The sequence below is a fragment of the Streptomyces sp. NPDC054842 genome, assembly GCF_053611025.1.
In genome coordinates this window covers 34,170-56,848 of the sequence record NZ_JBSGZN010000046.1, presented here as the reverse complement: position 1 = coordinate 56,848, position 22,679 = coordinate 34,170, and the positions used below count along the sequence as shown (strand labels likewise).

At 72.9% G+C, this 22,679-nt stretch carries 20 protein-coding genes; 7 read left to right on the top strand and 13 right to left on the bottom strand.

Going from position 1 to position 22,679, the window contains the following annotated elements; all coding sequences use genetic code 11:
- Positions 1–119: 119 nt before the first annotated feature.
- On the bottom strand, positions 120–734 hold the full coding sequence (locus ACWGIS_RS29000; protein ID WP_453365416.1) for a TetR/AcrR family transcriptional regulator: 615 nt from the start codon (positions 732–734) through the stop codon (positions 120–122).
- 120 nt (positions 735–854) lie between these two features.
- Here ACWGIS_RS29000 and ACWGIS_RS28995 point away from each other — a divergent pair, with 120 nt between their 5' ends.
- A complete protein-coding gene (locus tag ACWGIS_RS28995) occupies positions 855–2,348 on the top strand; it encodes a cytochrome P450 (protein WP_453365415.1) in 1,494 nt (497 codons plus the stop codon).
- On the opposite strand, the gene ACWGIS_RS28990 is transcribed toward ACWGIS_RS28995, so the two are convergent.
- The 9 genes from ACWGIS_RS28990 to ACWGIS_RS28950 all read right to left on the bottom strand — a co-directional run bounded on the left by ACWGIS_RS28990 (position 2,310) and on the right by ACWGIS_RS28950 (position 11,476).
- Positions 2,310–3,158, bottom strand: coding sequence for a pentapeptide repeat-containing protein (locus tag ACWGIS_RS28990; protein ID WP_453365414.1), 849 nt, complete (start codon positions 3,156–3,158; stop codon positions 2,310–2,312). The genes ACWGIS_RS28995 and ACWGIS_RS28990 overlap by 39 nt on opposite strands.
- Positions 3,159–3,333: 175 nt before the next feature.
- Positions 3,334–3,549, bottom strand: a complete 216-nt coding sequence (locus ACWGIS_RS28985) for a hypothetical protein (RefSeq protein ID WP_453365413.1) — start codon at positions 3,547–3,549, stop codon at positions 3,334–3,336.
- Between the two features lie 78 nt (positions 3,550–3,627).
- Positions 3,628–4,929, bottom strand: coding sequence for an alpha/beta fold hydrolase (locus tag ACWGIS_RS28980; protein WP_453365412.1), 1,302 nt, complete (start codon positions 4,927–4,929; stop codon positions 3,628–3,630).
- Between the two features lie 136 nt (positions 4,930–5,065).
- Positions 5,066–6,088 carry a LacI family DNA-binding transcriptional regulator gene (locus tag ACWGIS_RS28975; protein ID WP_453365411.1) on the bottom strand — a complete coding sequence of 341 codons (1,023 nt, stop codon included), beginning with the start codon at positions 6,086–6,088 and terminating at the stop codon, positions 5,066–5,068.
- A 362-nt stretch (positions 6,089–6,450) separates the two neighbouring features.
- Complete coding sequence (locus tag ACWGIS_RS28970) at positions 6,451–6,771, bottom strand: L-rhamnose mutarotase (protein WP_453365410.1); 321 nt, start codon at positions 6,769–6,771, stop codon at positions 6,451–6,453.
- Between the two features lie 17 nt (positions 6,772–6,788).
- Positions 6,789–7,871 carry a rhamnose ABC transporter substrate-binding protein gene (gene rhaS / locus ACWGIS_RS28965; protein ID WP_453365409.1) on the bottom strand — a complete coding sequence of 361 codons (1,083 nt, stop codon included), beginning with the start codon at positions 7,869–7,871 and terminating at the stop codon, positions 6,789–6,791.
- Between the two features lie 38 nt (positions 7,872–7,909).
- Positions 7,910–8,929, bottom strand: a complete 1,020-nt coding sequence (locus ACWGIS_RS28960) for an ABC transporter permease (protein WP_453365408.1) — start codon at positions 8,927–8,929, stop codon at positions 7,910–7,912.
- Positions 8,922–9,962, bottom strand: a complete 1,041-nt coding sequence (locus ACWGIS_RS28955) for an ABC transporter permease (protein WP_453365407.1) — start codon at positions 9,960–9,962, stop codon at positions 8,922–8,924. The genes ACWGIS_RS28960 and ACWGIS_RS28955 overlap by 8 nt, the downstream gene beginning before the upstream one ends.
- Positions 9,959–11,476, bottom strand: a complete 1,518-nt coding sequence (locus ACWGIS_RS28950) for a sugar ABC transporter ATP-binding protein (RefSeq protein WP_453365406.1) — start codon at positions 11,474–11,476, stop codon at positions 9,959–9,961. Before ACWGIS_RS28950 ends, ACWGIS_RS28955 begins: the two co-directional genes overlap by 4 nt.
- 270 nt (positions 11,477–11,746) lie before the next feature.
- Here ACWGIS_RS28950 and rhaI point away from each other — a divergent pair, with 270 nt between their 5' ends.
- The 6 genes from rhaI (at position 11,747) to ACWGIS_RS28920 (ending at position 20,023) form a co-directional block, all read left to right on the top strand.
- A complete protein-coding gene (gene rhaI / locus ACWGIS_RS28945; protein ID WP_453365405.1) occupies positions 11,747–12,907 on the top strand; it encodes an L-rhamnose isomerase in 1,161 nt (386 codons plus the stop codon).
- Between the two features lie 655 nt (positions 12,908–13,562).
- Complete coding sequence (locus ACWGIS_RS28940; RefSeq protein ID WP_453365404.1) at positions 13,563–15,602, top strand: bifunctional aldolase/short-chain dehydrogenase; 2,040 nt, start codon at positions 13,563–13,565, stop codon at positions 15,600–15,602.
- 5 nt (positions 15,603–15,607) lie between these two features.
- Entirely contained in the window at positions 15,608–17,044 is a 1,437-nt protein-coding gene (locus tag ACWGIS_RS28935) for a rhamnulokinase (protein WP_453365424.1), read from the top strand.
- Between the two features lie 104 nt (positions 17,045–17,148).
- Positions 17,149–17,904 carry a (Fe-S)-binding protein gene (locus ACWGIS_RS28930; protein WP_453365403.1) on the top strand — a complete coding sequence of 252 codons (756 nt, stop codon included), beginning with the start codon at positions 17,149–17,151 and terminating at the stop codon, positions 17,902–17,904.
- Positions 17,901–19,379: a LutB/LldF family L-lactate oxidation iron-sulfur protein gene (locus ACWGIS_RS28925; protein ID WP_453365402.1), complete on the top strand. Its 1,479-nt coding sequence runs from the start codon at positions 17,901–17,903 to the stop codon at positions 19,377–19,379. Before ACWGIS_RS28930 ends, ACWGIS_RS28925 begins: the two co-directional genes overlap by 4 nt.
- Positions 19,376–20,023 carry a LutC/YkgG family protein gene (locus ACWGIS_RS28920; protein ID WP_453365401.1) on the top strand — a complete coding sequence of 216 codons (648 nt, stop codon included), beginning with the start codon at positions 19,376–19,378 and terminating at the stop codon, positions 20,021–20,023. The genes ACWGIS_RS28925 and ACWGIS_RS28920 overlap by 4 nt, the downstream gene beginning before the upstream one ends.
- Before the next feature lie 507 nt (positions 20,024–20,530).
- Here the strand turns inward: ACWGIS_RS28920 and ACWGIS_RS28915 are convergent.
- From ACWGIS_RS28915 to ACWGIS_RS28905, 3 genes are all read right to left on the bottom strand, one after another.
- A complete protein-coding gene (locus ACWGIS_RS28915; protein WP_453365400.1) occupies positions 20,531–20,731 on the bottom strand; it encodes a hypothetical protein in 201 nt (66 codons plus the stop codon).
- A gap of 66 nt (positions 20,732–20,797) precedes the next feature.
- The gene (locus ACWGIS_RS28910; RefSeq protein ID WP_453365399.1) at positions 20,798–21,520 is read right to left on the bottom strand and encodes a UdgX family uracil-DNA binding protein; all 723 of its coding nucleotides are present in this window, start codon (positions 21,518–21,520) and stop codon (positions 20,798–20,800) included.
- 271 nt (positions 21,521–21,791) lie between these two features.
- Positions 21,792–22,607 (bottom strand): NmrA family transcriptional regulator, encoded by an 816-nt coding sequence (locus ACWGIS_RS28905; protein WP_453365398.1) that lies wholly within the window; start codon positions 22,605–22,607, stop codon positions 21,792–21,794.
- Between the last annotated feature and the right edge of the window lie 72 nt (positions 22,608–22,679).

The window sequence follows — 22,679 nt, the reverse complement described above, 5'->3', positions numbered from 1 at the left end:
AACCTATCGGAGATCGGGGTGCGCGCCAACCAGGCCCGGCGGGTCGCTCGCCCGGGTTCAGGAAGTGGTCGCGCCCAACAGGGCCCGGTCAAGGAGTGATTGCACCCGTCAGGTCCCGATCAAGGAGTGATCGCGCCCAGCAGGGCCCGCGCGCACAGGTCGCGCACCTGCCCACGGGAGAGTTCGGGGTCCCGGAGCCACTCCAGGCACACGGCCGTGGTGAACGCCAGCCACCCCCGCACGGCGATCCGCAGCTCCGGGCCCTCGGCGGACGCGTCCCGTTCGGGGTCCGCGGCGAGCGCCTGGAGGATCTGCCGCTCCTGCGCGGCCAGCGCGCGCTGGTAGACCTTCCGCACCGCCTGGTCGCCCGCGGCGTCGGCGCGGTGGAAGGCGCGGAACCCGTGCGCGTGCTCCTCGACGTAGCCGAGGAAGGTGTCGAGGCCGGCGGCGAGCTGCTCGCGCACCGGGATTCCGGGCACCGCGGCGGTCATCCGCAGCATGCGCCCGCTCTCGCGCTCGACGACGGCCGCGAAGAAGTCCCGCTTCGTCGGGAAGTAGTGGTAGAGCAGCCCGCGCGAGACCCCGGCGATCTCGGCGACCTGCTCGATCCACACCTCGTCGTACGGGCTCTCCGAGAACAGCCGCGCGCCGACCGACAGCAACTGCTCCCGGCGCTCCTCGGTACTGAGGCGGCGGCGCGCGCGTTCCGTCCGCTCCCCCTGGTTCCCGGTCATGCCCGCACCTTACTTGACGCCGGTTCAACAACGGGATGACACTGGCAGCCGCTGTTGAACTCACGTACAACAAGAGCGACGCCGGGCTCAACCCGGCGTGAACGCAAGGGAGATGGCGCGATGGCGCAGACGACAGGGGCCGCGCTGCCCAAGGGGTTCCGCAGCGCGGAGCTGGGCTGGCCCGAGCTCCACCGGATACCGCGCCCCCCGCTGCGGATCCCGCTGATCGGGGACGTGGTCGGGGCGAACGTGCGCACGCCCGTCCAGGACTCGCTGCGCTTCGGACGCCGGCTCGGACCCGTCTTCCGCCGCAAGGCGTTCGGCAACGAGATCGTGTTCGTCGGGGGCGCCCGGCTCGCCGCCGAGCTGGCCGACGAGTCGCGGTTCGCCAAGCACGTGGGCCTCGGCGTCGCCAACCTCCGCCCGGTGGCCGGCGACGGACTGTTCACGGCGTACAACCACGAACCGAACTGGCAGCTCGCGCACGACGTGCTGGCCCCGGGTTTCAGCCGGGAGGCCATGGAGGGCTACCACCCGATGATGCTCGCCGTGACCGAGCGCCTGACCGAGCGGTGGGACCGGCAGGCGGCGGCCGGGCACGGCGTGGACGTCCCCGGCGACATGACCAAGCTGACCCTGGAGACGATCTCCCGCACCGGCTTCGGGCACGACTTCGGCTCCTTCGAGCGCTCCCGGCCGCACCCCTTCGTGGACGCCATGGTGGGCGCCCTGAGCCACGCGCAGCGGCGCAACGTCGTCCCGGCGCCGCTGGCCCCGCTGCTGCGCCGCGCGAACCGTCGCAACGACGCCGACATGGCCTACCTGAACAGCACGGTCGACGCCGTGGTGGCGGCCCGCCGCACCGCGAGCGGCAAGGGCGACGGCGACCTGCTGGACCGCATGCTGGAGACGGCCCACCCGGTGACCGGCGAGCGGCTGTCGCCCGAGAACGTCCGCCGCCAGGTGATCACCTTCCTGATCGCCGGCCACGAGACGACCTCGGGCGCCCTCTCCTTCGCCCTGCACTACCTCGCCCGGCATCCCGACGTCGCCGCCCGCGCCCGGGCGGAGGTGGACCGCGTCTGGGGCGACACCGCCCGGCCCGCCTACGACCAGGTGGCAAGGCTCCGGTACGTCCGCCGGGTGCTCGACGAGGCACTGCGGCTGTGGCCGACGGCGCCCGCCTTCGCGCGCGAGGCCCGCGAGGACACGGTGCTCGGCGGCGTCCACCCGATGCGGCGGGGCGCGTGGGCCCTGGTGCTGACCGCGATGCTGCACCGGGACCCGGAGGTCTGGGGCGCGGACGCCGAGCGGTTCGACCCCGACCGCTTCGACGCGAAGGCGGTACGCGCCCGCCCCGCGCACACCTTCAAGCCGTTCGGCACCGGCGCGCGGGCCTGCATCGGCCGCCAGTTCGCCCTGCACGAGGCGACGTTGGTCCTGGGACTGCTGCTGCGCCGCTACGAGCTGCTGCCGGAACCGGGGTACCGGCTGCGGGTGGCCGAGCGGCTCACGCTCATGCCCGACGGCCTGCGGCTGCGCCTGGAGCGCCGCTCCCCCGCCGCGGCCGGGCCGTCAGCCCTGAGCTGCCCAGTGTCCGGGACGGGTGACTGACTCCGGCAGTCTCGTGCCGGCGCTGCCCCGGGCCGCTTCGACCTGGGGCTGCGTCAGGAAGAACGCGCCCGTCAGGTCGGCGTCCGTGAGATCGGCGTCGCGCAGGTCGGCGCCGATCAGGTCCGCCGTACGCAGGTCGGCACCGGTGAGGTCGGCGGCGATGAGGCAGGCACCGCGCAGCAGGGCGCCCCTCAGGTCGGCTCCCCGCAGGCGGGCACCCAGGAGGTCGGCGCCCCGCCGGTTCTTCTTCTTCCGCCCCCCGCCGGCGCCCGCGCGCACGAGCTCGCTCGTCCGCAGCAGCAGCACGTCGACGCGCTGCCGGTGCGCTCCCACGTCGAGCCGTCCCAGCTCGTCGGGGCCGAGCCTGGTGAGCCGTCCGGTCTCGTCGAGCATCCGGCGCAGGTCGGCGTGGACCGGGCGGGCGGCCGGCAGGGTCAGCGCCTCGTCGAGGTACCGGAGCAGTTCGTGCAGCTGCCGTACGACGGGGAACACCTCGAACATCTGCCGGGTCCGCTCGGGCGGTCCCGAGCGCCAGTCGCGCCCGCCGAAGGTGACCTGCGAGACCTGCTGGCCGGCGCCGAAACAGTCGTAGACCGTGCATCCGGTGAAGCCCGACTGCCGCAGCCGGGTGTGGATGCCGCAGCTGAAGTCCGTCCGCAGGTTGGCGCAGGGTTCGCCCGCGTCCTTGTCGGCGGCGAAATCCGCCGAGCGGGAGAAGGGCAGGGCGACGCAGCAGAGCCCGAAGCACCGGGCGCAGTCGGCCCGCAGTGGGGAGCGCCGCTCCTCGGCCCTCTCGTCGTCCTTTTGCATGATCACGATCCTAGTGATCCGCGCTCACGCGCCCGTGGCCGGGCCCGCCGACCCGCGCCGGCCTCGAAGGGCCGGTGGTCCGCTCCCCCGCGCGGGCTCCCGTCCGCCCTGCCAGCGCACGGCGAAGCGACCGGCCGGCGCTCTTCCGAAGAGGCCGGCCCGGGGCCGTTCTCCGCTATGCCGCCTCGTAGTGGTGCGCGTCCGCGCCGCGCCATTTCACCCACGCGGGATCGTCGAGCAGATCCTCGGCGTCGGGCAGACCGGCGCGGCTGAGGAACTCGACCACGTCCTCGTCGGAGAACGCCAGGCCGAGGATCTCGCCGCGTGCCGTCACCCGGCGACCGCCGGTGCCGTTCGGCGGATGCACCACCACAGGGGCCCGTCCGGACATGTCTCCAGGATGGTCCCGGGCACCCGGCCGCGCATCCGGGCGGGCGGCCGGGAGCTCCCGGAGACGGAACGGCTCCGGTCAGACCTCGTCGCGGCTCAGGGCCAGCAGCCGGTCCAGCACCCGGGGGCCGCCCGCCCGCACCCCGTCGTGCTCGAACTCGTCGGTGACCCACGTGCGCAGCCCCCGTACGGCACGGGCCGTGCGCAGGGAGTGGCCGGTGTCGACGTACATGTCGTCGTGGTAGACGGCGGCGGCGACCGGCACCTCGTTCACCGCGAGGCGGGCCGGGTCGTAGAGCGGCTTCCAGTCCCGGTGCGCGGCCAGTTCCGCGGCGGTCTCGCGCAGCGGGCGCAGCGCCGGGTCGGTGTCGAACATCCAGGGGTGTACGGACTCGCCGGTGAACAGCAGCGGGCCGTCCTCCGTGAGCGCCTTCGCCGCGTCGAACCGGGGGAACTCGGCGCGCACGCGCTCCGCGGACCAGGCGGTGGGGCGGTCGTCCTGGGCGTAGACCGCCTCGTGGACCAGGGCGTACAGGGGGTGTCCCGCGTAGGAGAGCAGGCTCTGCGCCTCCTCCTGGAAGGCGTCCGAGAGGGCCGGGCCCTGCGCGGTGCGGACGAAGGCGTGCTCCAGGAGGTAGTGCAGGCGGTGGCTGCCCTCCGAGCCGCCGAGCAGGATGCCGAGCGACTGGAAGGCCTCGACGGTGAGCCGGTAGCCACCGGGCAGGACCGTCTCGTGCCGGATCAGGTGCTCGGCGATCCGCCGGGCCCGCTCGACGTCCTGCGGGTAGCGGGCGTAGTGCGCGGCGACCTTGCGCTCGATGCGTGGGTACGCGGCGCGGTAGACGTCGTCCGCGTGGGCGTCGAGCGAGGGCAGTCCGCCGGTGATGAGGGCGGCGCTCAGTCCCTCGGGTGCGGTGGACAGGTAGTTCAGCGTGCAGAAGCCGCCGAAGCTCTGGCCGAGCACGGTCCAGGGTGCGCCTGCGGTGAGGGCGGGCCGGATGGCCTCGCAGTCGCGGACGATGGAGTCCGCCCTGAAGTGCGTGAGGTAGTCGGCCTGCTCGCGGGGTCCGCCGCGCAGCGGCAGCGTCTGCCGGTTCGCGGGAGTGGAGTGGCCGGTGCCGCGCTGGTCCAGGAGCAGCACCCGGTACTCCTGGAGGGCCCGGCCGAGCCAGGCCTGCTTGCCGACGAAGCGGTTGGCGCCGAACCCCGGGCCGCCCTGGAGGTAGACGAGCCAGGGGAGCCGCTGCTCCGCCCGCTCACTCGCGACGACCTCGCGGGCGAAGAGCTCGATGCTCTCCCCCGACGGCCGGTCGTGGTCGAGCGGCACGGTGAAGTGCCGGTCGGTGAGGACGACACCGGGCTGACGGTAACTGGTGGTCAACAGGGCTCCCGAGACGTACGGATTCCAGGCCGCGTCCCAGTTGAGCACATGCTCGCCCGCCGGCCGGGACCGGGGATCGCGGAAGGGCTACTGACCGGCCGGTCAGCGCGGCGAGCGGCCGGAGACGAACGGCGGGTCAACGCGAGAGGCTGGAGCCGCGCACCACCAGTTCCGGCTGGAGGACGACCCGGCGGTGCTCGTGCGGGGTGGGCGCGGTCTCCGCCTCGGTCTCCTCCAGGAGGAGTTCCGCGGCCAGGGCGCCCATGGTCACGGCGGGCTGGCGTACGGAGGTGAGCGGGACGGCGGCGGCCGCCGCGAACTCGATGTCGTCGTAGCCGACGATCGCGAGGTCGTCGGGGACGCCGACGCCGGCCGCGAACATGGCCTGGAGGACTCCGAGGGCGAGCAGGTCGTTGGCGCAGAACACGGCGGTGGGGCGCTCGGCGAGGCCGAGGATTCGCGCGCCCGCGTCCCGCCCCGCGGCCACGTCGAGCCGCTCGGTGGGCAGTTCGCGCAGCAGGCCGGGGGCGAGTCCCGCCTCCGCGAGCGCGTTCAGGGCGCCCTCCCGGCGGTCCCTGACCTGGTTCAGGCCGGGCGGTCCGCTCACGTAGGCGATGGAGCGGTGGCCGGCGTCGACGAGATGCCGGACGGCGAGGGCGCCGCCCGCCACGTCGTCGACCGACACCGAGCACTCCGTGGTGCCCTCGGCCACCCGGTCGACGAGCACGAACGGGATGCCGTGGCGGCGGAAGGCGGCGATGTTGCGGCCCGTCGCGTCGGCGGGCGTCAGCAGGACGCCGCGCACCCGCTGCTCGGCGAAGAGCGACAGGTAGTCCGCCTCCTCGCCGGCGCTCTGCGCGCTGTTGCAGACCATGACGCCGAGCCCGGCGTCCCGCGCGGCGCGCTCGGCGCCGCGCGCCACGTCCACGAAGAAGGGGTTTCCCATGTCGAGGACGAGCAGGCCCATGATCCGGCTGCGCCCGGCCCTCAGCTGGCGCGCCGACTCGCTGCGGACGTAGCCGAGCCGTTCTATGGCGGACTGGACGCGGGCCCGGGTGTCGGAGGCGACCGTGTCCGGGCGGTTGATGACGTTGGAGACCGTGCCCACCGAGACTCCGGCGACGCGGGCGACGTCCTTGATACCCACCGACTGGGCCATCAGGCAGGTACCTCCAGAGGGACGAGAAGCGGCGGGCAGGGGCTCACATTACCCGCGGGCCGGGCGGAATCCGTGGTCGTGCGGGCCGCCGGAATCCGAGGACCCGCGGCACGCCGGGGGTGGTGGTGGCGGGCCGCTCGTGGCGCGCGGCCGGGAGTGTCCCGTCCCGCGGGACGGGCGTCCCGGCCGCGAGGACCTGGCTCGGCGCGTCCGGTCCGCCGGCCGTGCGGCACCGTGCCCGCCGGGGCGGTCGCCGTCGGGGTGCGTCGTCTCATGTCGGGGACTCCTGGGTCGGCCCGATCGGGGCGGGCCGGGGTGGGGGGTGGTTCGCGCGGCCGCTCGCCGTGAGCGGCCGCGCGGTGTCAGGCGAGGTGGAACACCTCGCTCAGGGGTTTCATGGCCTCGTCGGGTCCGGCGCCGTCCAGCGATTCGAAGAACGGCGCCATCTCCGCCTGCCAGCGGGCGTTGACGTCGGTGGCCGCCATGCCGGCCCGTGCGGCGGCGAAGTCCTCGGTCTCCAGGTAGCCGACCAGCAGGCCGTCCTCCCGCAGGAACAGCGAGTAGTTGTGCCAGCCGGTGGCCGAGAGCGCCTCGCGCATCTCGGGCCAGACGGTGGCGTGCCGCTCGCGGTACTCGTCGAGGCGGTCCGCACGGACCTTCAGCAGAAAGCACACACGCTGCATCAAGACCCCTGTGGCGACTAGAAGTTGAACTGGTCGATGTTCTTCTTGTCGAAGACGGTCGGCTTGCCGAGGCTGATCACGCCGTCCTTGCCGATGGTGTACGAGCCCATGTCGCCGGCCTTGAAGGTCTCGCCCTCCTTGCCGGTGATCTGCCCCGAGGACAGCGCCACGGCCGTGCGCGCGGCCAGCTCGCCGAGCTTCGCCGGGTCCCACAGCTCGAAGGCGTCGACGGTGCCGTTCTTGACGTACTTGCGCATGTCGTTGGGGGTGCCGAGGCCGGTCAGCTTGACCTTGCCCTTGTACTTGGAGCCGGACAGGTACTGGGCGGCGGCCTTGATGCCGACGGTGGTCGGGGAGATGATCCCGGCGAGCTTCGGGTGCTCCTGGAGCAGGCCCTGGGTCTGCTGGAAGGACTGCTGGGCGTCGTCGTTGCCGTACGCGACCTTGACCAGCTTGATGTCCTTGTACTTCGGGTCCTTCAGCTCGTCCTTCATGAAGTCGATCCAGAGGTTCTGGTTCGTCGCGGTCTGCGCGGCCGACAGGATCGCGATCTCGCCCTTGTAGCCGATCTGTTCGGCGAGCAGCTGCACCTCGGTGCGGCCGAGGTCCTCGGCACTGGCCTGGGAGACGAAGGCGTTGCGGCAGTCGGCCTTGGTGTCGGAGTCGTAGGTGACGACCTTGATCTTGTTCTTCATGGCCTGCTTGAGCGCCGTGCACAGGGCGCCGGGGTCCTGCGCGGAGACGGCCATCGCGTCGACCTGCTGCTGGGTGAGGGTGTTGACGTACGACACCTGGCCGGAGGTGTCGGTGGCGCTGCTCGGGCCGACCTCCTTGTAGCTGGAGCCCAGCTCCTTCAGCGCCTTCTCGCCGCCCTTGTCGGCGGAGGTGAAGTAGGGGTTGTTGACCTGCTTGGGCAGGAAGCCGACCGTCAGGCCCTTCTTGGTGGCGGCGTTCGGGTCCGCCTTGCCGGCGGTGGCGGCGGCGCCGCTGTCGTTCTTGACGTCGTCCTTGGTGGTGCCGCCGCAGGCGGTGGCGGCGAGGGCCAGGGAGGTGGCGGCGGCGAGGGCCGCACAGGTACGGCGGATCGATGACTTGCGCATGGCAGGGATCCTTTGCGGGAGGTACGCGGGGTACGGGGTCACGAGGCGGGGGCCGAGGTGGCGGCGGCTCTGCGCCCCGCCCTCGCGGCGGAGATCTGCCGTGCGACCCGGGGGCCGAGCACGGACAGGACGAGCAGGACGCCGGTGACGACGATCTGCGACTGGGCGGAGACGTCCTGGAGGCTCATCACGTTCTGCAGCGCGCCGAGCAGGAAGACTCCCGCGATCGCGCCGCCGAGCGTGCCCTTGCCGCCGTCGAAGTCGATGCCGCCGAGCAGGACGGCGGCGACGACGGACAGTTCGAGCCCGGTGGCGTTGTCGTAGCGGGCGCTGGCGTAGTGCAGGGCCCAGAAGACGCCGGTGAGCGAGGCCATGAGGCCGGTCGCGACGAACAGCAGCAGCTTGTGCCGGCGGACGCGGATGCCGGCGAAGCGCGCGGCCTCCTCGTTGGCGCCGACCGCGAACAGCGAGCGTCCGAACGGGGTGGCGTGCAGCACGACCACCGCGATGGCGAGCAGCACCAGGAAGGGCAGGAGGGCGTACGGGACGAAGGTGTCCCCGATGCGTCCGGCGGCGAAGTCCAGGTACTGGGTGGGGAAATCGGTCACCGCGTCGGAGCCGAGCACGATCTGTGCGATGCCCCGGTAGGCGGCGAGGGTGCCGATGGTGACGGCGAGGGAGGGCAGTCCGAGCCGGGTCACGAGCAGTCCGTTGACCAGGCCGCAGACCACGCCGAGCAGCAGGCAGATCGGGATGATCGCCTCGATCGTCAGGCCCTGGTTCCACAGGGCGCCCATCACCGCGCCGGACAGGCCCGCGGTGGAGGCGACGGAGAGGTCGATCTCGCCGGCGACCACGAGCAGGGTCATCGGCAGCGCGACGAGCGCGATGGGCAGCGTGTTGCCGATCAGGAACGACAGGTTGAGGGCGTTGCCGAAGCCGTCGACGAACCCGAAGGAGAACAGCAGGACGACGATGAGGAGGGCGGCGACGGCCGAGTCCCACCTCTTCACGGCGGACCAGCCGCGGACGGCGCGCGCGGGGGACGAGTCAGCCATGGCGGGCGTTCCTCTTCTTCAGTGCGGTGGCCACGCGCAGCGCGACGATCCGGTCGACGGCGATGGCGAGGATGAGCAGGACGCCGTTGATGGCGAGCACCCAGACCGAGCTGACGCCGAGGGCGGGCAGCACGCTGTTGATGGAGGTGAGCAGCAGGGCGCCGAGCGCGGCCCCGTAGACGCTGCCTGAGCCGCCGGTGAAGACGACGCCGCCGACCACGACGGCGCTGACGACGGTGAGTTCGTAGCCGTTGCCGGTGCCGGAGTCCACGTTGCCGAACCGGGCCAGGTACAGGGCGCCGGCGAGTCCCGCGAGGGCGCCGCAGAAGGTGTACGCGGCGAGGATCCGCTTGCGGACGGGGATGCCGGCGAGGCGGGCGGCCTCCGGGTTGGAGCCGAGCGCGTACAGCTCGCGGCCGCCGCCGAAGTGCTTGAGGTAGTAGGCCGTGGCGATCAGCACGGCCAGCGCGATCAGCGCGAGGTAGGGCACCGCCGAGATGCCGCCGGACCCGAAGTCGATGAACCCGTCGGGCAGGCTCGCCGCGGTGATCTGCCGGGAGCCGACCCAGATGGAGTCGATGCCGCGGATGATGTAGAGCGTGCCGAGGGTCACGACGAGCGCGGGCACCTGGCCGAGGCTGACGAGCAGCCCGTTCACCAGGCCGCAGCCGATCCCGAGCAGGACCGCGAGGGCGATGGCGACGACGGGGCTGCCGCCGCCCTGGAGCCAGGTGCCGGCCGCGAAGGCGGTGATGCCGAGGGTGGAGCCGACCGACAGGTCGACGTTCCGGGTGATCACGACCAGCGACTGGCCGGTGGCGACGAGCACGAGGATCGTCGCGTTGAGGAGCAGGTCCTTGATGCCCTGTTCGGACAGGAACTCGCTGTTGCCGGCCTGGGTGACGGCGATCATCAGCAGGAACACGGCCAGGATGGCCAGTTCGCGCATCTTGAAGACGCGGTCGACCAGCCGGGTGCCGCTGGACTTCGGCACCTCGGCGGCGGGCGCGGGGTCGGTGGCGGTCACCGTCATGCGGCGGCCCTCCCGGTGGCTGCGGCCATCACGGTTTCCTCGGTGGCTTCGGAGCGCGGGATCTCGGCGGTGAGCCGGCCCTCGTGCATCACGAGCACGCGGTCGGCCATGCCGAGGATCTCGGGCAGGTCGGAGGAGATCATCAGGACGGCGACCCCGTCGGCGGCGAGCTGCGACAGGAGGCGGTGCACCTCGGCCTTCGTGCCGACGTCGATGCCGCGGGTGGGCTCGTCGACGATGAGCACCTTGGGGCCGGTGGCGAGCCACTTGGCGAGGACGACCTTCTGCTGGTTGCCGCCGGACAGGGTGCCGACGGCGTCCGCGATCCGCGCGTACTTGACCTGGAGCCGGACGGCCCAGTCCAGGGAACGGCTGCGTTCGGCGCCGCGGTCCATCAGGCCGGCCCTGACCGTCGAACGCAGGCCGGTGAGGCCGATGTTGCGCTCGATCGACATGTCCATCACGAGGCCCTGCGCGCGCCGGTCCTCGGGGACCAGGGCGAGGCCCGCGGCCATGGCCGTGGACGGGGCGCCGTTCGTCAGTCCCCTGCCGTCGACCTCGACCTCGCCGGCGTCCCAGCGGTCGACGCCGAAGACGGCGCGGGCGACCTCGGTGCGGCCGGCGCCGACGAGTCCCGCGAGACCGACGATCTCGCCGCGCCGGACGTCGAAGGAGACGTCGGTGAAGACGCCCTCGCGGGTCAGTCTCCTCACGCTCAGGGCGACTTCGCCCGCCTCGACGTCCTGCTTGGGGTAGAGCTCGTCGAGATCGCGGCCGACCATGCGGCGTACGAGGTCGTCCTCGGTCATGCCGTCCAGCGGTTCGCTGGAGATCAGGGCCCCGTCGCGCAGGGTGGTGACCCGCCGGCAGATCCTGAAGATCTCCTCCAGCCGGTGCGAGATGAAGAGGACCGCCGAGCCCTGCTCGCGCAGGGTGCGCACGACGCCGAACAGGCGGGCCACCTCGCTGCCGGTGAGGGCGGCGGTCGGCTCGTCCATGATGAGGACCCGGGCGTCGAAGGACAGCGCCTTGGCGATCTCGACGATCTGCTGGTCGGCGATGGACAGGCCGCGGGCGGGGCGGTCGGGGTCGAGTTCGACACCGAGGCGCTTCATCAGGGCCAGCGTGGCGGCGTGGGTGGCCTTGTGGTCGATGCGACCGAGGGCGCGCCGTGGCTGACGGCCCATGAAGATGTTCTCGGCGATCGACAGGTCGGGGAAGAGCGTGGGTTCCTGGTAGATCACGGCGATGCCCGCGTCACGGGCGTCGGCGGGACCGTGGAAGACGGTGGGTTCCCCGTCCAGCAGCACCTGACCGGCGTCCGGTCGGTGCACGCCGGCGAGCGTCTTGATGAGGGTCGACTTGCCCGCGCCGTTCTCGCCGGCGAGGGCGTGCACCTCGCCGGGGAAGAGTTCCAGGGACACGTCCCGCAGGGCGCGTACGGCGCCGAAGGACTTCGATATGTCCCTGAGCGCCAGCACGGGGGCCGGACCCGAGTCGGACCGGTGGGTCATGTGGGCTCCTCAACGACGCGGGCGGGGAGGCCTCACGACGTCGTGAAAGGTTTCAACTAGGTTGCCGGGACGTTAGGCAGGTCACCCAGGTCACGTCAATGGGTGCGGGCTGAAATTCTCGATACCTGGAGGTCACGACCAAGTCACGGAAAGCGGTCTTGGCCGGAGGGGTTGACAGCCTTTCGCGGCGCTCATAGTTTCGGCGCTCTGAATCGTTTCAGACGACGTGTTCAGAACCGACGTCGCACCCGAAGTCACAGGAGCCCTGAAGTGACCGATCCCGCCGCCGTGAAGGCCGCCCTCAAGACCCAGGCAGTAGAGACGCCGTCATGGGCGTACGGGAACTCGGGAACCCGCTTCAAGGTGTTCGCGCAGCCAGGAGTGCCGCGGGACCCGCGCGAGAAGCTCGACGACGCCGCGAAGGTGCACGAGTTCACCGGTGCCGCCCCGACCGTCGCGCTGCACATCCCGTGGGACCGGGTCGACGACTACGCCGCCCTCGCGAAGCACGCCGAGGACCGCGGTGTGCGGCTGGGCGCGATCAACTCCAACACCTTCCAGGACGACGACTACAAGCTGGGCAGCATCTGCCACCCCGACGCCGCCGTGCGCCGCAAGGCCGTCGACCACCTGCTGGAGTGCGTCGACATCATGGACGCGACGGGTTCCAAGGACCTGAAGCTGTGGTTCGCCGACGGCACCAACTACCCGGGGCAGGACGATCTCCGCGAGCGCCAGGACCGGCTCGCCGAGGGCCTCGCCAAGGTCTACGAGCGGCTCGGCGACGACCAGCGGATGCTGCTGGAGTACAAGTTCTTCGAGCCCGCCTTCTACAGCACCGACGTGCCGGACTGGGGCACCGCGTACGCGCACTGCCTCAAGCTCGGCCCCAAGGCGCAGGTCGTCGTCGACACCGGGCACCACGCGCCGGGCACCAACATCGAGTTCATCGTCGCCACGCTGCTGCGGGAGGGGAAGCTCGGCGGTTTCGACTTCAACTCGCGCTTCTACGCGGACGACGACCTGATGGTGGGCGCCGCCGACCCCTTCCAGCTCTTCCGGATCATGTACGAGGTGATCCGGGGCGGCGGCTTCGCACCCGAGGTCGCCTTCATGCTCGACCAGTGCCACAACATCGAGGCGAAGATCCCGGCGATCATCCGCTCGGTGATGAACGTCCAGGAGGCCACGGCGAAGGCCCTGCTCGTCGACCGGGACGCCCTCGCCGGGGCCCAGCGCTCCGGTGACGTGCTGGAGGCCAACGCGGTGATCATGGACGCCTACAACACCGACGTACGGCCGCTGCTCGCCGAGGTCCGCGAGGAGCTCGGTCTGGATCCCGACCCGGTCGCCGCGTATCGCCGGTCCGGCTGGCAGGAGCGGATTGCCGCGGAGCGGGTGGGAGGGCGGCAGGCGGGGTGGGGAGCGTAGCCGCTGCGCTTGGCTTGACCAGGGGGAGCCGGCTCGGGGTCGGTGTCCGCTCCGGGCCGGTGGTCCGCTTTGGGCGCCGTAGGGGTCTCGGTCGGTGGTGGGCCTCCGGTCGGGGTGGGCTGGTCGCGCAGTTCCCCGCGCCCCTGTCGGGGCCCGGACCCCCTTCGGGCCGGTGGTCCGCCCGGGGCGCCGTTGGGGACGCGGCCGGTGGTGGACCTCCGGTCGGGGTGGGCCGGTCGCGCAGTTCCCCGCGCCCCTGTCGGGGCCCGGACCCCCTTCGGGCCGGTGGTCCGCTCCGGGCGCCGTTGGGGACGCGGTCGGTGGTGGGCCTCCGGTCGGGGTGGGCCGGTCGCGCAGTTCCCCGCGCCCCTGTCGGGGCCCGGCCCCCTCCAGGCCGGTGGTCCGCTTTGGGCCGGTGGTTGGCTCCGGGCGCCGTTGGGGACGCGGTCGGTGGTGGACCTCCGGTTGGGGTGGGCCGGTCGCGCAGTTCCCCGCGCCCCTTCGGGGCCCGGGCCGACGCTATCCGCCCGGCACTGTCGAGGGCCGGCCGGACACGCTCCTCCCGTTCGTCCCCGACGGTGCCTGTGAGGCCCCTCCCCCTCGCTCCCGTACGACACGTGCACTCGTTCACCCTCTCTCTTTAAGGAACCGGAACATGGCACCCCATCCCGAAGCCGCTGCTCTGCTGGCTCGGTCGCGTCGGCTCGGCGCCGATCCGCGCAACACCAACTACGCCGGCGGCAACACGTCCGCCAAGGGCAGCGAGACCGACCCGGTGACCGGTGGCGACGTCGAGCTGATGTGGGTCAAGGGGTCGGGCGGCGACCTCGGCACCCTCACCGAAGCCGGACTCGCGGTGCTCCGCCTCGACCGCCTGCGCGCGCTGGCGGACGTGTACCCGGGCGTCGAGCGCGAGGACGAGATGGTCGCCGCGTTCGACTACTGCCTGCACGGCAAGGGGGGCGCGGCGCCCTCGATCGACACGGCGATGCACGGACTCGTGGACGCGGCCCACGTCGACCACCTGCACCCCGACTCCGGCATCGCGCTGGCCTGCGCGGCGGACGGCGAGAAGCTCACCGCCGAATGCTTCGGCGACAGCGTGGTGTGGGTGCCCTGGCGCCGTCCCGGCTTCCAGCTCGGCCTGGACATCGCGGCCGTCAAGGCGGCCAACCCGCAGGCCGTCGGCTGTGTCCTCGGCGGTCACGGCATCACGGCGTGGGGCGCCACCGCGGAGGAGTGCGAGCGCAACTCGCTGCACATCATCCGTACCGCCGAGGCGTTCCTCGCCGAGCGCGGGAAGGCCGAGCCGTTCGGGCCGGTGCTGCCCGGCTACGAGGCCCTGCCCGACGCCGAGCGCCGCGAGCGGGCCGCCGCCCTGGCGCCGTACGTGCGCGCCGCCGCCTCCCAGGACCGCCCCCAGGTGGGCCACTTCACCGACTCCGACGTCGTCCTCGACTTCCTGGCGAGCGCCGAGCACCCGCGGCTCGCCGCCCTCGGCACGTCCTGCCCGGACCACTTCCTGCGCACCAAGGTCCGGCCGCTCGTCCTGGACCTGCCGCCGTCGGCCCCCCTGGACGAGGCCGTCGCCCGCCTCCGGGAGCTGCACGCCGAGTACCGCGAGGAGTACGCGGCCTACTACGCCCGGCACGCCGACGCCGACTCGCCCGCGATGCGCGGCGCGGACCCGGCGATCGTGCTGGTCCCCGGCGTCGGCATGTTCAGCTTCGGCAAGGACAAGCAGACCGCCCGGGTGGCCGGCGAGTTCTACGTCAACGCGATCAACGTGATGCGCGGGGCCGAGGCGGTCTCCGCGTACGCGCCGATCGAGGAGTCGGAGAAGTTCCGCATCGAGTACTGGGCGCTGGAGGAGGCCAAGCTCCAGCGGATGCCGAAGCCCAAGCCGCTCGCCACCCGCGTGGCGCTGGTGACGGGCGCCGGCAGCGGGATCGGCAGGGCGATCGCCGAGCGGCTGGCCGCCGAGGGCGCCTGCGTGGTGGTCGCCGACCTGAACGCGGAGGGCGCCGCCCAGGTCGCCGAGCAGCTCGGGGGACCGGACAAGGCCGTCGCCGTGACCGTCGACGTGACCTCCGAGGAGCAGATCGCCGACGCCTTCAGGGCGGCCGTGCTCGCCTTCGGCGGGGTCGACCTCGTCGTCAACAACGCGGGCATCTCCATCTCCAGGCCGCTCCTGGAGACCTCGGCCCGCGACTGGGACCTCCAGCACGACATCATGGCCCGCGGCTCCTTCCTGGTCTCCCGCGAGGCGGCCCGGGTGATGATCCCGCAAGGGCTCGGCGGCGACATCGTCTACATCGCGTCCAAGAACGCGGTCTTCGCCGGTCCGAACAACATCGCCTACTCCGCCACCAAGGCCGACCAGGCTCACCAAGTGCGGCTGCTGGCAGCCGAGTTGGGGGAGCACGGCATCCGGGTCAACGGCGTCAACCCGGACGGCGTCGTGCGCGGATCCGGGATCTTCGCGGGCGGCTGGGGCGCGCAGCGCGCGGCCACGTACGGCATCGAGGAGGAGAAGCTGGGCGAGTTCTACGCCCAGCGGACCATCCTCAAGCGGGAGGTGCTGCCCGAGCACGTCGCGAACGCGGTGTTCGCTTTGACTGGCGGCGACCTGACGCACACCACCGGCCTGCACGTCCCGGTCGACGCCGGCGTCGCCGCCGCGTTCCTGCGGTGACCGCTGTGCACACGTACGCCGCGGTCGACCTCGGCGCGTCCAGCGGGCGCGTCATGGTCGGCCGCGTGGGGCCCGGCTCGCTGGAGCTCACCGAGGCGCACCGCTTCCCCAACCGGCCCGTCCGGGTCCCGGAGGGGCTGCGCTGGGACATCCTCGGCCTGTACGCGGGTGTCCTCGACGGGCTGCGGGCCGCGGGGCCGGTCGACTCCGTGGGCATCGACAGCTGGGCCGTGGACTACGGGCTGCTCGACGCCGACGGGGCTCTGCTCGGCAACCCGGTGCACTACCGCGACGCCCGCACCGAGGGCGTCGCGGAGCGGGTGTGGGCCACCGTGCCCGCCGCCGAGCTGTACGCGGCGACCGGGCTCCAGTACGCGCCGTTCAACACGCTGTACCAGCTCGCGGCGGCCTGCGGCTCCGCCCAACTGGCACGGGCCGAGCGGCTGTTGCTGATCCCCGACCTGCTGACGTACTGGCTGACGGGCGAGGCGGGCACCGAGCTGACCAACGCCTCCACGACCCAGCTGATCGACCCGCGCACCCGCGACTGGTCGTACGACGTGGCGGACCGGCTCGGCATCGACCTGAAGCTGTTCCCGCCGCTGCGCCGGCCGGGCGACCCGGCGGGCACGCTGCGCCCGCACGTCCTCCAGGAGACCGGGCTGACCGGGCCCGTCCCGGTGACCGCCGTCGGCTCGCACGACACGGCGTCCGCGGTGGCCGCCGTCCCCGCCGTGGGCGAGCGCTTCGCGTACATCTGCACCGGCACCTGGTCGCTGGCGGGCCTGGAGCTGGACGCGCCGGTCCTCACGGAGGCGAGCCGCGCGGCCAACTTCACGAACGAGCTGGGCCTCGACGGCACGGTCCGCCACCTGCGGAACATCATGGGCCTGTGGCTGCTCCAGGAGTGCCTGCGCGACTGGGGCGGTCCCGACCTCGCCGGGCTGCTGCGGGAGGCGGAACAGGTGCCCTCGCTGCGCTCGGTCGTCGACGCGGGTGACGCGGCGTTCCTCGCGCCGGGCCGTATGCCGGAGCGGATCGCGCAGGCGTGCCGGGCGTCGGGCCAGCCGGTGCCGGTCTCCCGGGCGGAGATCACCCGCTGCATCCTCGACTCCCTCGCGCTCGCCCACCGCCGGGCCGTCGCCGAGGCGCGGGAGCTCGCCGACCACCCGGTCGACGTCGTGCACGTCGTCGGCGGCGGGGCCCGCAACGCCCTGCTGTGCCGGCTCACCGCGGACGCCTGCGGGCTGCCGGTCGTGGCGGGTCCGGCCGAGGCGGCGGCCCTCGGCAACGTCCTCGTCCAGGCCCGCGCCCAGGGCCTGGTCGGCGACCGCACCGCCATGCGCGAACTCGTCGCGCGCACCCAGCCGTTGACGCGGTACGAACCCGGCGGGGACCAGGCCGCCTGGCGCGAGGCCGAGCGCCGCCTCACCGGCGGCTGAGCGCGGATCCGCCCGTTCCGCACCCTCCCCCGGGCCCGCCACTACGCTGAACGCGTGGCGCGGTACCCCAGTACCCATCCGATGACCGAACCCGAGGAGCCGCGATGCGTGTCGCCCTGTTCCTGACCTGTGTCAACGACACGCTCTATCCGGACACCGGCCGCGCCGTGGTGAAACTGCTGACCAGACTGGGTGTCGAGGTCGACTTCCCGATGGCGCAGACCTGTTGCGGGCAGGCCCACTACAACACCGGCTACCGGCACGAGGCCGAGCCGATGGCCCTGCACTTCTCCGATGTCTTCGGCGGCTACGAGGCGATCGTGACGCCCTCGGGGTCGTGCGGCGCGATGGTCAGGGAGCTGTATCCGCGGATGGGCGAGCGGGCCCGGGCGGAGGGCCGCGGGGGCGGTCTCGCGGCCACGCTCGCCCCCGTCGTGCCGAAGACGTACGAGCTGACGGAGTTCCTCGTCGACGTCCTCGGGGTGACCGACGTCGGCGCGTACTACCCGCACACGGTGACCTACCACCCGACCTGTCACGGGCTGCGCGGCCTCGGTCTCGGCGAGCGTCCGCGCCGGCTCCTGGAAGCCGTCAAGGGCCTCGAACTGCGGGAGCTGCCGGGGGCCGAGGAGTGCTGCGGCTTCGGCGGGACCTTCGCGGTGAAGAACGCCGACGTCTCGGCGGCGATGGGCGCCGACAAGGTGCGCAACGCCGAGTCGACGGGCGCGGAGGTGCTGTGCGCGGCCGACAACTCCTGCCTGATGCACATCGGCGGGACCATGGCACGGCTCAGCACGGGCATGCGCCCGGTGCACATCGCGGAGATCCTGGCGAGCACGGAAGAGGAGCCCCTGGCATGAGCGGGACCTTCGTCGGCATGCCGGCCTTCCCCCGGGCCGCGCACGAGGCCGTCAACAACCCCACCCTGCGCGGCAATCTGCGCCACGCCACGCACACGATCCGCGCCAAGCGCGCGCACGCGGTCGCCGAACTCGACGACTGGGCCGCCCTGCGCGAGGCGGGCAAGCGGATCAAGGACCACACCCTGCGCCATCTCGACCGCTACCTCGTGCAGTTGGAGGAGGTGGTGACGGCGGCCGGGGGCACCGTGCACTGGGCCGTCGACGCCGACGAGGCCAACCGGATCGTCGCGGACCTGGTGAAGGCGACCGGTGAGAGCGAGGTCGTCAAGGTCAAGTCGATGGCCACCCAGGAGATCGGGCTCAACGAGGCGCTGGAGGCCGAGGGCATCCGCGCCTACGAGACCGATCTCGCCGAGCTGATCGTGCAGTTGGGCAAGGACCGCCCCTCGCACATCCTGGTCCCGGCCATCCACCGCAACCGCGGGGAGATCCGCGAGATCTTCGCCCGCGAGATGAGCGAGTGGGGCCGCCCCGCGCCCGAGGGCCTCACCGACACGCCCGCCGAACTCGCCGAGGCCGCCCGTCTGCACCTGCGCGAGAAGTTCCTGCGCGCCAAGGTCGGCATCTCCGGGGCCAACTTCATGGTCGCCGAGACCGGCACCCTGGTGGTCGTGGAGTCCGAGGGCAACGGCCGGATGTGCCTCACCCTGCCGGAGACGCTGATCTCGGTCGTCGGCATCGAGAAGATCGTGCCGGCCTGGCGGGACCTGGAGGTGTTCCTGCAGACGCTGCCCCGCTCCTCCACGGCCGAGCGCATGAACCCGTACACGAGCACGTGGACCGGCACCACCGAGGAGGACGGCCCCCGGGAGTTCCACCTGGTCCTGCTCGACAACGGGCGCACCGACACGCTCGCCGACGAGGTCGGCCGCCAGGCGCTGCGCTGCATCCGCTGCTCCGCCTGCCTCAACGTCTGCCCGGTGTACGAGCGGGCCGGCGGCCACGCGTACGGCTCCGTGTACCCGGGCCCGATCGGCGCGATCCTCAGCCCCCAACTGCGCGGCACCGGGAGCGAGATCGACGCGTCGCTGCCGTACGCCTCCTCGCTGTGCGGGGCCTGCTACGACGTCTGCCCGGTCGCGATCGACATCCCCGAGGTGCTGGTGCACCTGCGCGAGCGGGTCGTCCAGGGCGGCCCGGTGACCCGCGAGGGCAACAAGGTGGTGCTGCGCCCGGCGAAGGGACACGCGGCGGAGCGGGCGGCCATGCGCGCGGCCCGCTGGACGTTCGCGCACCCGGGGGCGCTGCGCACCGGTCAGCGGCTCGCCTCGCGCAGCCGGCGCTTCCATCCGCGTACGCTGCCGGGCCCCGGCCGGGCGTGGAGCGGGACGCGGGACCTGCCACCGGTGCCCGCGGAGCCCTTCCGCGACTGGTGGCAGCGGACGCACGGTGGAGAGGACGGTCGCAAGTGACCAGCAGGGAACGGATCCTGGGCCGCGTGCGGCGCGCCCTCGCGGACGTGCCCGCGGACGACACCCCCTACGAGCGGGTCGTCGAGCGCGGCTACCTGCGCGAGCACGGCGCGCGCGACGTCGGGCAGACGGTGGAACTGCTCGCCGAGAACCTGGCCGACTACCGCGCCCTCGTGCACCGCAGCGACACCGCCGGGCTCCCGGCGCTGATCGCGGGCCTGCTGGCCGCGCACGGCTCGACGTCGGTGCTGGTGCCGTCGGGGCTGGACACGGGCTGGCTGGCGGCGGCCGACGTGACCCGCGTGGCGGACGTCGCCGGGAACAGCGCGCACGAGCTGGACCGGGTGGACAGTGTGGTCACGGCGTGCGCGGTGGCCATCGCCGAGACCGGCACCATCGTGCTGGACGGCGGTCCCGACCAGGGGCGCCGTCGTGCGACCCTCGTGCCCGACCACCACATCTGCGTCCTCCGGGTGCCCGGCCAGGTGGTCTCCTCGGTGCCGCAGGGGCTCGAACGCCTCGACCCGGCACGCCCGTTGACGTGGATCTCCGGGCCGTCCGCGACGAGCGACATCGAGCTGGACCGGGTGGAGGGCGTGCACGGCCCCCGCACGCTGGAAGTGGTGCTGGTGAGCGACGGGTGACGTGTCCCGTCCGGGGCCTCGTCGTGCGCCTGACGCCGGTGGGGCGACCCCGGGACGTCGGTACGGCACCCTGTCCGCCGCGCCCGACTTTCCGTAGCGTCGACATCGAGGCGCGGAGCCTGCCGGACTGAGGACATCGTGACCGGCGCCGGGCGGGAGTGGTCCCCGCCCGGCGCCGGCGTGTGGGGCCCGCCCGGTCAGGCGGGGGGGGCGGCCGCTCGCCTGCATGCCCGATCACCCAGCCCGCTGCTCGGCCGTTCCCCACCGGTCAGATCCGGCGGCGCAGGGCGGGCGTTCATCCCCGCCTCCGCACGACCGAGTACGGCCTCGGTGAGCCGTTGCCCGCGCTGCCGGCCGGGATGCCGGGCGGGTACGGCGTTGTCGTCCCCGCCGGGACCCTGCTCGCGGCCCGCTCCGGAGGTCCCGGGTTCCGCGCGGGCGCTCCGTGTTCTCCGCGGTGGACGCGCTCCGGTGTGCTCCAGGCGTACACGTTCCCCCGGCGAGGAGTCAGTCGGAGGGGTGCCCCTCGGCGGTCCTGCGGTTGGCGGGAGGGCTCGGGGTGATCGGGTCGCCGGTGCCTTCCGGCGCTCCTTCGGTGGTGTCGGTGTCCTCCTGCTCGCCCAGCTCCTTCACCTCCTCCAGGGCCTCTTCCGTCGCGGTCTCGGTCGGCTTCTTGCGCCCGGTCGGGCGCGGGTCGGTGTCGCGCATACCGGCCGGGTACCCGGAGATCCGCTTTCAAGCCCGATCACCCGGGCCGGTGCGGGCCCGGCCCGCTCAGCGGTCCTCGTCCAGCGCCCGTGCGGCCACCTTCAGGTCGGCGACCAGCCCCGCGTAGGCGGCCTCGCGGTCGTCGGAGCGGAGCACGGCGGACGGGTGCAGGGTCGCCACCACGTACCGCTCCCCCGCGTCCCGCTCACCCGCCCGCGCGTGCTGCGCCACCTCGGCGGGCAGCGGGAGGAGCGTTCCGCGGTCCTTCGTCACACGGAACGACCTGCCGAGCAGCGCCTTCCCGGCGGTGGCGCCGAGCGCGACCACCACGTCGGCCCGGACCAGCCGGAGTTCCGCGAGGAGCCAGGGCCGGCAGGCGGCCGTCTCGCGCAGGTCGGGCGCCTTGTGGATACGGCGTTTGCCGCCCGCGGCCGGAGTGAACTTGAAGTGCTTCACGGCGTTCGTGACGTAGGCGTCGTCCCGGTCGATGCCCGCCTCCTCCAGCGCCTTGTCCAGCAGCCGCCCCGCCGGTCCGACGAAGGGCTCCCCCTGCCTGTCCTCCTGGTCCCCCGGCTGCTCGCCGACCAGCAGGATCCGCGCCGAGGTGTCGCCCGCCCCGAAGACGGTCCCGGTGGCGTTCTCGAAGAGCGGGCAGCCCCGGCACTCCGCCGCGGCGCGCCGGTGCGCGGGAAGCCCGCCCCGCGCGGGCAGGAAGGGCCCCGCGTCGTACGCCTCGGGGCCGGCGTCGTGCGTCGTCGTGGGAGCGGGTGCGCCGTCGGTCGGGCTCATGTGCGCGTCGCCTCCGGACCGGTTCGTGCCGTCGGTGCCCGGGCCGTCGTGCCCGAGTGCTGCCGGAGTACCCCACGGCGCGTTCGTCATGCGGCGGCTCCGGCCGTGACACGGCTGCGGGCCGTCCAGCGGAGCTTTCGCACGGTCGAAGAACTCCGTCGCCGGACGGAATGCAGCCGGGAGATGTGCAGGAGCACCTGCCTTCGCCCGGGGTGACGGCGACGGCGACCCTCAGCGGCACACTGCGGCGTGCTGCCGTGAATGACCCGTGTCAGCCGGCGTCGGGGCGCGTCGCGGCCGCGGTGGCCGTGGCGACGGTGAGCGGGTCGGTGAGCGGTCTGCCGAGCAGGCGGGCGAGGTCGGGGCCCGTGGTGCCGAGGAACCCGTGGCGGACGCCGGTCGCGATCGAGGCGAGCATCGGCGGCTGGAACGGCAGCAGCGTGTCGTCGGCGAGGAGTCGGGACCGGTACTCCCCGAGCCCGATGGTCCGGTGGGCGACTCCGAGGGATTCGGCGATGTCGACGGCGGTGATCGGTTGGCCGACGAGGTCGTAGGTCCTGCCGGCGTGCGCGGTCGGATCACCGGCCACGACGGCTGCCGCCGCGGCCAGGTCGGTCCGCGCCACGGCGGCGAGCGCTCCGTCGCCGAACGCCGATTCCAGGCCGTCGGCGGTCCAGGTCAGGAGCGCCCCGAAGAGTTCGGCGTAGAGGCCGTTGCGCAGGACCGTCCACCCGATGCCGCTGGCTCGGACCAGTTGCTCGGTGGCCCGATGGGCGAGGGCGAAGCCGAGGTGGTCACCGTCGCCGGCCAGGCTCGTGTACACCACGTGGCTCACGCCGCCGCGCGCCGCGGCGTCCAGAGCTGCCCGGTGCCGGGTGATGACCTGGTCGTCCTCGGCGTACCCCGCCGAGACGAGGACCAGCGTGGAGACACCGGTGAGGTCGAGGCTCGCGGGGTCGTCGAAGTCGAGGCGCCGCTGCCCTTCCACGGGTGATCGAGTGCCACCGAGGGCGGGCAGGTGGCGCTCGGCCAGCTCCCGGAGCGTGAGAGTGGCGAGCTGTCCGTTCGCACCGGTCACCATGATCATTACGGTTCCGTCTCCTACCGTGGTTCTCTTCGGTAACTACGGTGAGATCCTCAACCGGCCCGGGTCGGGCCA